At 64.9% G+C, this 7,904-nt stretch carries 8 protein-coding genes; 6 read left to right on the top strand and 2 right to left on the bottom strand.

Annotation, left to right across the window (positions count from 1 at the left end; translation table 11 throughout):
* Nucleotides 1–184: 184 nt before the first annotated feature.
* Nucleotides 185–388, bottom strand: coding sequence for a hypothetical protein (locus tag AADI75_RS15690; RefSeq protein ID WP_341209925.1), 204 nt, complete (start codon nt 386–388; stop codon nt 185–187).
* Nucleotides 385–1,572, bottom strand: a complete 1,188-nt coding sequence (carA, locus tag AADI75_RS15685; protein ID WP_341209924.1) for a glutamine-hydrolyzing carbamoyl-phosphate synthase small subunit — start codon at nt 1,570–1,572, stop codon at nt 385–387. Before carA ends, AADI75_RS15690 begins: the two co-directional genes overlap by 4 nt.
* Before the next feature lie 95 nt (nt 1,573–1,667).
* Here carA and AADI75_RS15680 point away from each other — a divergent pair, with 95 nt between their 5' ends.
* The 6 genes from AADI75_RS15680 to AADI75_RS15655 all read left to right on the top strand — a co-directional run.
* Entirely contained in the window at nt 1,668–2,120 is a 453-nt protein-coding gene (locus AADI75_RS15680) for a GatB/YqeY domain-containing protein (protein WP_341209923.1), read from the top strand.
* A gap of 15 nt (nt 2,121–2,135) precedes the next feature.
* Nucleotides 2,136–2,582, top strand: coding sequence for a GIY-YIG nuclease family protein (locus tag AADI75_RS15675; protein ID WP_341209922.1), 447 nt, complete (start codon nt 2,136–2,138; stop codon nt 2,580–2,582).
* Nucleotides 2,579–4,417, top strand: a complete 1,839-nt coding sequence (gene dnaG / locus AADI75_RS15670; protein ID WP_341209921.1) for a DNA primase — start codon at nt 2,579–2,581, stop codon at nt 4,415–4,417. Before AADI75_RS15675 ends, dnaG begins: the two co-directional genes overlap by 4 nt.
* A gap of 16 nt (nt 4,418–4,433) precedes the next feature.
* On the top strand, nt 4,434–6,461 hold the full coding sequence (gene rpoD, locus AADI75_RS15665) for an RNA polymerase sigma factor RpoD (protein WP_341209920.1): 2,028 nt from the start codon (nt 4,434–4,436) through the stop codon (nt 6,459–6,461).
* A gap of 188 nt (nt 6,462–6,649) precedes the next feature.
* Nucleotides 6,650–7,309, top strand: coding sequence for a hypothetical protein (locus tag AADI75_RS15660; protein ID WP_341209919.1), 660 nt, complete (start codon nt 6,650–6,652; stop codon nt 7,307–7,309).
* 74 nt (nt 7,310–7,383) lie between these two features.
* The coding region (locus AADI75_RS15655; protein WP_341209918.1) for a MoxR family ATPase at nt 7,384–7,904 on the top strand (521 nt) is incomplete at its 3' end.

Below are 7,904 nucleotides of genomic sequence, written 5' to 3'. Positions count from 1 at the left end.
CGGGATCGGTCATGATCGTCGCCGGGTTCGAATTGACCAGGACGATGCGATAGCCCTCTTCCTTGAGCGCCTTGATCGCCTGCGTGCCCGAATAATCGAACTCGCACGCCTGCCCGATGATGATCGGACCCGCGCCGATGACGAGGATGGAGGAGATGTCGGTGCGTTTGGGCATGGGTTCCGCTCAGCCCTTAGGGCGCTTGAAGATGAGCACATGCCGGGCGGTAGTGCCCAGCTGGGTGTAATCGAGATCGGCGGCAAGCTCCCAGCCTTGCGAACCGAGGTAGGTCAGGCCGCCCTGAAGCGATTGCTTATGGTCGCCGCCCTCGAAGCTGCGAAGGGTCAGGAAATTGGCGTCATATTCCGCGGTGAGATATTCCCACGTCACTTCAACGCCCCCACAAACCGCTCGAACAAATAGAAACTATCCTGCGGCCCCGGGCTCGCCTCGGGATGGTACTGCACCGAGAACGCCGGCCGGTCGGTCAGCTCCAGCCCCGCATTTGAGCCGTCGAACAGCGACACATGCGTCTCCCGCGCATTAGCGGGCAGCGAGTCGCGCTCGACCGCGAAGCCGTGGTTCATGCTGGTGATCTCGACCGCACCGTCGTCGACGCGCTTGACCGGATGGTTCGCGCCGCGATGCCCCTGAAACATCTTGGTCGTCCGCGCGCCGACCGCCAGCGCCAACAACTGGTGCCCCAGGCAGATGCCGAACAGCGGCTTGCCGGTGTCGAGCAGCTGGCGGATCACCGGCACCGCATATGCGCCGGTCGCCGCGGGATCGCCGGGGCCATTCGACAGGAAGATGCCGTCCGGGTTCAGCGCCATGATCTCGTCGAACGTCGCATTCGCCGGTACGACCGATACCTTAGCACCCGCCTGAACAATGTTCCGGAAGATGTTGAACTTGCTGCCATAGTCGATCGCAACGACATGCGGCCGCGACGCGCTTTGTGCCCCGTCTGCGGCACCTTCGCCAACATCGAACCCGAAGCCGAGCTTCCAGATGCCGCCCGCCCACGTCCCGTGCGTCTCACGGGTGACGTCCTTGGCGAGGTCCATCCCCTCCAGCCCCGGCCAGCCGCGCGCCATCTTGAGCAGCGCGTCGAGATCGAACTCACCGGTCGGCGAATGCGCCACCACGCCGTTGGGCGCGCCGCCCGAGCGGATGCGCCGCGTCAGCGCACGGGTGTCGATCCCCGCCAGCCCGATGCGCGTGTGCCGCTTCATCCAGCCGTGAAGATTCTCCATCGCACGGAAATTGCTGGGCGCGGTCGGGTCCTCGCGGACGATCATCCCCAGCGCGTGGGGGTTGTCCGCCTCGACGTCGTCGGGGTTCGCACCGACGTTGCCGATGTGCGGGAAGGTGAAGGTAATGATCTGCCCTGCGAACGACGGGTCGGTCATGATCTCCTGATAGCCGGTCATCGCGGTGTGGAAGCACACCTCGCCCACCGCCGCGCCCTCCGCACCGAAGCCGCGCCCCCACGCGACCTCGCCATTGGCCAGAACGAGGACGCCGGTGGCGCCTTCGGGCATGGGGGCGTGCGGAAACTCTGGCTCGGCCATGATGGGCGGGCACTCCTTGAATGGGTCGGCAATGTCGCTAAGCCCCGCCCGCTAGAGACGCATCGGCGATGCGTCAATCTGTTAAGGACGATCAGATGATTCGCGACGACATCAAGGCAGCGCAGATCGCGGCGATGAAGGCCGGCGACAAGGAAGCGCGCGGCGCTATCGGCTTGATTCAGGCCGCGATCAAGAACCGCGATATCGAGGCGCGCACCGGTTCGGCACCGACGGACGACGATGCGCTGGTCATCGAGGTGCTGCAGAAGATGGTGAAGCAGCGTCGCGAATCGATCGCGATGTACGAACAGGGCGGCCGCGCCGAACTCGCCGCCGCCGAAGCCGCCGAGGTCGCGGTGATCGAGCGCTTCCTGCCCGCGCAGATGAGCGAGGAGGAGACGAAGGCCGCGGTCGAGTCGATCAAGGCCGATCTGGGCGCGAGCGGCATGAAGGACATGGGCCGCGTGATGGCCGAACTGAAGGCCCGCCACGCCACCACGCTCGACATGAGCAAGGCGAGCGGGCTGGTGAAGGCGGCGCTGGCGTGAAGCCATCGCGGGAGGGTGACGAGCGCAACCCTCCCTTCCCCGCTCGTGCTGAGCCTGTCGAAGCACGTGCCCACTACGCAGCGTATCGACCTTAAGGCCACATTGTGGCAGGCGCAGCCGATGGTGTTTTGGGCATATCTCCTGCGGTGCGGCGACGGCAGTTACTATGCCGGCCACACCGACGATCTGCCCACGCGAATCGGTTTGCACAATGCGGGACGTGGCAGCGACTACACCGCCAGGCGTCTTCCGGTAGCGTTGGTATGGTCGCAGGAGTTCCCGAGCCGCATTGAGGCGCTGGAGAGCGAACGACGCATCAAGGGCTGGTCGCGCGCCAAGAAGGAAGCCTTGATCGCCGGTGACTGGTCGAAGCTCTCGCAACCGGCGACAGCGTCCGGAGCACGTCCTTCGACAAGCTCAGGACGAACGTGCGTTGGCGTGGCAGCGGAGTTACCCGTATGAGCCTCACCCCCGCCTTCCTTGATGAGCTTCGCGCCCGCACCTCGCTGACCGCGCTCGTCGGCAAGACGGTGAAGCTTACCCGCGCCGGCCGCGAGTCGAAGGGCTGCTGCCCGTTCCACAACGAGAAGACGCCCAGCTTCTACGTCAACGATGACAAGGGCTTCTATCATTGCTTCGGCTGTTCGGCGCATGGCGACGCGATTCGCTGGCTGACCGATCATCAGGGTCTGCCGTTCATGGATGCGGTGAAGGAACTCGCCGCCGCTGCGGGCATGGAGGTGCCCGCCCCGGACGCGCGCGCCGCGCAGCGCGCTGAGAAGGCGAAGTCGCTCCACGACGTCATGCAGGCCGCCGCCGACTGGTTCACGCAGCAACTCGGCGGGATCGACGGCGCGGAGGCACGCGCCTTGCTCGACCGCCGCGGGATCAAGGACGCGACGTGCAAGGCGTTCGGCTTCGGCTACGCCCCCGACGCGCGCGGCCGGCTGCGTACCGCGCTGAAGGACTTTGGTGACGACATGCTCGTCGAAGCCGGGCTGCTGATCCAGGTCGAGGGCAAGGAGCCGTATGACCGGTTCCGCGGCCGGCTGATGATTCCAATCCGCGACCCGCGCGGGCGCGTGATCGCGTTCGGCGGGCGGATCATCGGCGAGGGCGAGCCCAAATATCTCAACTCGCCCGACACCCCGCTCTTCGACAAGGGCCGCACGCTCTACAATCTCGATCGCGCGCTGCCCGCGGCGCGCAAGACGGCGCGGCTGTTCGTGGTCGAAGGCTATATGGACGCGATCGCGCTCGCACAGGGCGGGATCGGCGAGACCGTCGCCCCGCTCGGCACCGCGCTGACCGAGCAGCAGCTCGAGCGGCTGTGGCGGGTGGTCGACGTGCCGGTGCTGTGCTTCGACGGCGACAAGCCCGGGCAGAAGGCCGCGATCCGCGCCGCGCACCGCGCGCTGCCGATGCTCGCGCCCGGCCGCAGCCTCGGTTTCGCGACCTTGCCTGAGGGGCAGGATCCCGACGACCTGATGCGCGCGACGGGCGCGCAGGGGTTCGAGGACGTCATAGCATCTGCTGAACCTCTCGTTGAGCGCCTTTGGAAGAGCGAATTGGAGGCTGCGCACCCTCTCGTCACACCCGAGCAACGAGCCAACTTGCGGGCGAAACTTCGCAGCCTTGCGAACGAGATCAAGGATCAAGAAGTTCGCACCGAATACCTCGCCGCCTTCAATGCACGGGTGTGGGACTTATTTCATCCAGAAAAGCCGACCGATGCTTTTCGAACGTTCGGAAAGCGCGGTGCGCCGCGGCATGTAATATCGGAACGGCTCGTCGCGATTGCTAAGTTCGGCATTGACGAGGTCACGATTGTTCCCGCTCTCATCAAGGGACTGATTAACTATCCTGATTTGATTAGGCCGTTGGCTGAGACGCTTGACCGCATACCTATAAACGCCATGAGGTTGAGACAGGTGCGAGAGACGCTGCTCGATGCAGCACTGAGGCATGACGCCCTTGAAACCTCGCAGGTGGTGACCATCTTACGCCAGGATGGCCAGGAGCCTGTTTTGAAGAAGCTGGAGGAGGTCACGCTTGCGTTTTCCTTCCTCGCTCATAAAGCCGATCCTGAGCAAGCCCGACGCGACCTCGCCTTGGTCGCCGAGAAGCTCGATGTCGGACCTGCTCTCGAAACCGAGTTGGAGGACGCTCATCGGCGCTACACGGCCGATTGGGACGGCAGTGCGTTCGACGAATATGTCCGTCTGCTTCAGGCAAAGCAGCGGATGGAAGATATTTTTATGGATGCGCTGATGCCGGAAGAAGCCCCGGCATCGTAGCGAGCGAGGACGATTGATGGCGAAGATGAACGGTGGCGGTGCTGACGAAGGCGCGGAAGTGGCCGATGCCCCGCTGATCGACCTGAACGACGCGAACATCAAGAAGCTGATCGCGCGCGCCAAGAAGCGCGGCTACATCACGTACGACCAGCTCAACGAAGCGCTCCCGCAGGATCAGATGTCCTCCGACCAGCTCGAGGACGTCATGTCGGCGCTCAACGAGATGGGCGTCAACATCGTCGAGAACGAGGAAGCGGGCGAGGACGGCGAGACCGAAGAGCGCGCCGACGACGAGGAGCAGGAAGCCGTCGACGGCGAGGCCGACGGCTCCGCCCCGGCGGTCGAGAAGAAAAAGGAAACCATCGACCGTACCGACGATCCGGTGCGGATGTACCTGCGCGAGATGGGGGCGGTGGAGCTGCTGTCGCGCGAGGGCGAGATCGCGATCGCCAAGCGCATCGAGGCCGGCCGCGACACGATGATCCTCGGGCTGTGCGAAAGCCCGATCACCTTCAACGCGATCATCGACTGGTCGACCGCGCTCAACGAAGGCACGATGCAGCTGCGCGAGATCGTCGATCTCGACGCGATGCTTTCCAAGGGTCCGTCGGCCGAGCAGGTCGAGGGCGCCGAGGACGACACAGGCGAGATCAGCGCCTCGAACGCCGGCCCGCAGTTCAAGGAAGAGGACGAGCCCGAGGAAGCGCCCGCCGACGACGATGACGACATGACCGAGCGTCGTGCGCCGCGTCCGTCCGACGAGGAAGAAGAGGACAACACCCTCAGCCTCGCGCAGATGGAGGAAACGCTCAAGCCGCAGGCGCTCGAGAAGTTCGCCAACATCACCGCGATCTACCGCAAGTTCTCCAAGATGCAGGAGAGTCGGCTCGACGCGATGAGCAATGGCATCGAGCTGTCGGCCGGTGAAGAGCGCAAGTACCAGAAGCTGCGCGAAGATCTGACCGCCGAGGTCGAGAGCGTCCAGTTCCACCAGACCAAGATCGAATATCTGGTCGATCAACTCTACAGCTACAACCGCCGGCTGACGACGCTGGGCGGGCAGATGCTGCGGCTGGCCGAGCGCCACAAGGTCAACCGCAAGGATTTCCTCGAACGCTACATGGGGCATGAGCTGGACGAGGGCTTCCTTCCCTCCGTGACCGGGCTCGACAAGAAGTGGACGGCGTTCGCGACCAACGAGGCCGCGGCGGTCGATCGCATCCGCACCGAGATCAGCGAAATCTCGCAGCAGACCGGCATGGCGCTCAGCGAATTCCGCCGCATCGTCAACATGGTCCAGAAGGCGGAGCGCGAGGCGCGCATCGCCAAGAAGGAGATGGTCGAGGCGAACCTGCGGCTCGTGATCTCGATCGCCAAGAAGTACACCAACCGCGGTCTGCAATTCCTGGATTTGATCCAGGAGGGCAACATCGGGCTGATGAAGGCGGTCGACAAGTTCGAGTACCGTCGCGGTTACAAGTTCTCGACCTATGCAACGTGGTGGATCCGTCAGGCGATCACGCGCTCCATCGCGGATCAGGCGCGCACGATCCGCATCCCGGTGCATATGATCGAGACGATCAACAAGCTGGTGCGCACCAGCCGACAGTTCCTGCACGAGCAGGGCCGCGAACCGACTCCGGAAGAGATGGCCGAGCGCCTCTCGATGCCGCTGGAGAAGGTGCGCAAGGTGATGAAGATCGCCAAGGAACCGATCAGCCTCGAAACGCCGATCGGCGACGAGGAAGATTCGCATCTCGGCGACTTCATCGAGGACAAGAATGCGGTGATCCCGGTCGATGCCGCGATCCAGGCGAACCTCAAGGAAACGGTCACCCGCGTCCTGGCCTCGCTTACCCCGCGTGAGGAACGCGTGCTGCGGATGCGCTTCGGGATCGGGATGAACACCGATCACACGCTGGAAGAGGTCGGCCAGCAATTCTCGGTCACGCGTGAACGTATCCGCCAGATCGAGGCCAAGGCGCTGCGCAAGCTGAAGCATCCGTCACGCAGCCGCAAAATGCGCAGCTTCCTCGATCAGTAAGCGGTGACGGAGAGCGGGGTTCATCCCGCTCTCCGCGCCGATGCCGATCATCGATCCGGGTCAGCAATCGCAGTCGACCGTCTTGCGCCCGCGCGCTGTAAACCGCCCCTTTACATCCCCGCGCTAACGCTGGCTCTCGACCGCCGTGCCGCTGCTGGCCCGGAAGGCGTCACCGAGCGGAGGAAAGCGTGACCATCGCCATCGACAAGCGGCCGCAAGGCTGCGCCGCGACCATCCTGTCGATGGTCGCAAGCGACGGCACCGCCGCCGCGCCGCATGCGCGTGCGCTGGCAGAGCCCACCGCGACGCTGCGCGACATCGCCGATGCGATCCATGCGCTGTGCGTCATCCACGGTGCCTTCCCCGGGATCGTCGACCATGCCAGCAACGGCTGCACCGATCCGTTCGCGCGCGACTGGCTCGCCCAGGCCGCCGCCGCAGTCAGCGGAGAGCGCGCGCTGCTGGTCCGCCTGACCGCCGCGGTCGGCCCCCTGCCCTCGACACCGGGTCAGGCCGCATCGCAGGCAGCGATCCTCGGCCAGCGCAACGCCCTCGAAATGCTGGCACGCTCCGACCGCGCGGGCTGCGCCACCGGTACGGCGCTCGCGTTCGTGCTCGATTGGGCGGCGATCCGCACCGTGCTGGATTGCTGTGCCCGACGCATGGCGCTGCCGCTTGGCGAGTCGTTCGCCGGTGCCGCGACACAGGCGATTGCCTTGCTTCGCGCGATCGAGGCGACCGCGCCGGTCGAGCGCGCGATGGCGTTCGGGGCGCAGCAGATGCTCGCGCAGCATCGTGGCCTGTGGCAATTGCTGGAGTCGCGTGCCACCGCGCGCCACGCAATGTAACGCTTCGGTCCTTGCGTGCGCGCGACTGCCGCCGCTATTCCATACCCGATCTTCGACGAGGGACCGGTTAGGCGATGCAGCGCTTCGAGGGCACGCAGGATTATGTCGCAACCGACGATTTGAAAGTCGCGGTCAACGCCGCGGTTGCGCTGCGCCGGCCGCTGCTGGTCAAGGGTGAGCCGGGCACCGGGAAGACCGTGCTGGCGCAGGAGATCGCGCGCGCGGTCGGCGCCGAGCTGATCGAGTGGAACGTCAAATCCACCACCAAGGCGCAACAGGGCCTCTACGAATATGATGCGGTCGCGCGCCTGCGCGACGGGCAGTTGGGTGACCCGCGCGTGCACGACATCGCCAATTACATCCGTCGCGGCAAATTGTGGGAAGCGTTCACCCGCCCCACCCCGCCGGTGCTGCTGATCGACGAGATCGACAAGGCCGATATCGAATTCCCCAACGACCTGTTGCAGGAACTCGATCGGATGGAGTTTCACGTCTACGAAACCGGCGAGACGGTGCGCGCCGCGCAGCGCCCGATCGTCGTCATCACCTCGAACAACGAAAAGGAACTGCCCGACGCGTTCCTGCGCCGCTGCTT

This window comes from uncultured Sphingomonas sp. (assembly GCF_964021865.1).
GTDB lineage: Bacteria > Pseudomonadota > Alphaproteobacteria > Sphingomonadales > Sphingomonadaceae > Sphingomonas.
The sequence above is the reverse complement of the archived record's forward strand: the minus strand, read 5'-3'. Positions and strand labels throughout refer to the sequence as shown.

Bases quoted from the DNA above. Each gene is read 5' to 3' on its own strand.
- carA (WP_341209924.1), bottom strand. From the start codon at position 1,572: ATGGCCGAGCCAGAGTTTCCGCACGCCCCCATGCCCGAAGGCGCCACC.
- rpoD (WP_341209920.1), top strand. From the start codon at position 4,434: ATGGCGAAGATGAACGGTGGCGGTGCTGACGAAGGCGCGGAAGTGGCC.
- AADI75_RS15680 (WP_341209923.1), top strand. From the start codon at position 1,668: ATGATTCGCGACGACATCAAGGCAGCGCAGATCGCGGCGATGAAGGCC.
- dnaG (WP_341209921.1), top strand. From the start codon at position 2,579: ATGAGCCTCACCCCCGCCTTCCTTGATGAGCTTCGCGCCCGCACCTCG.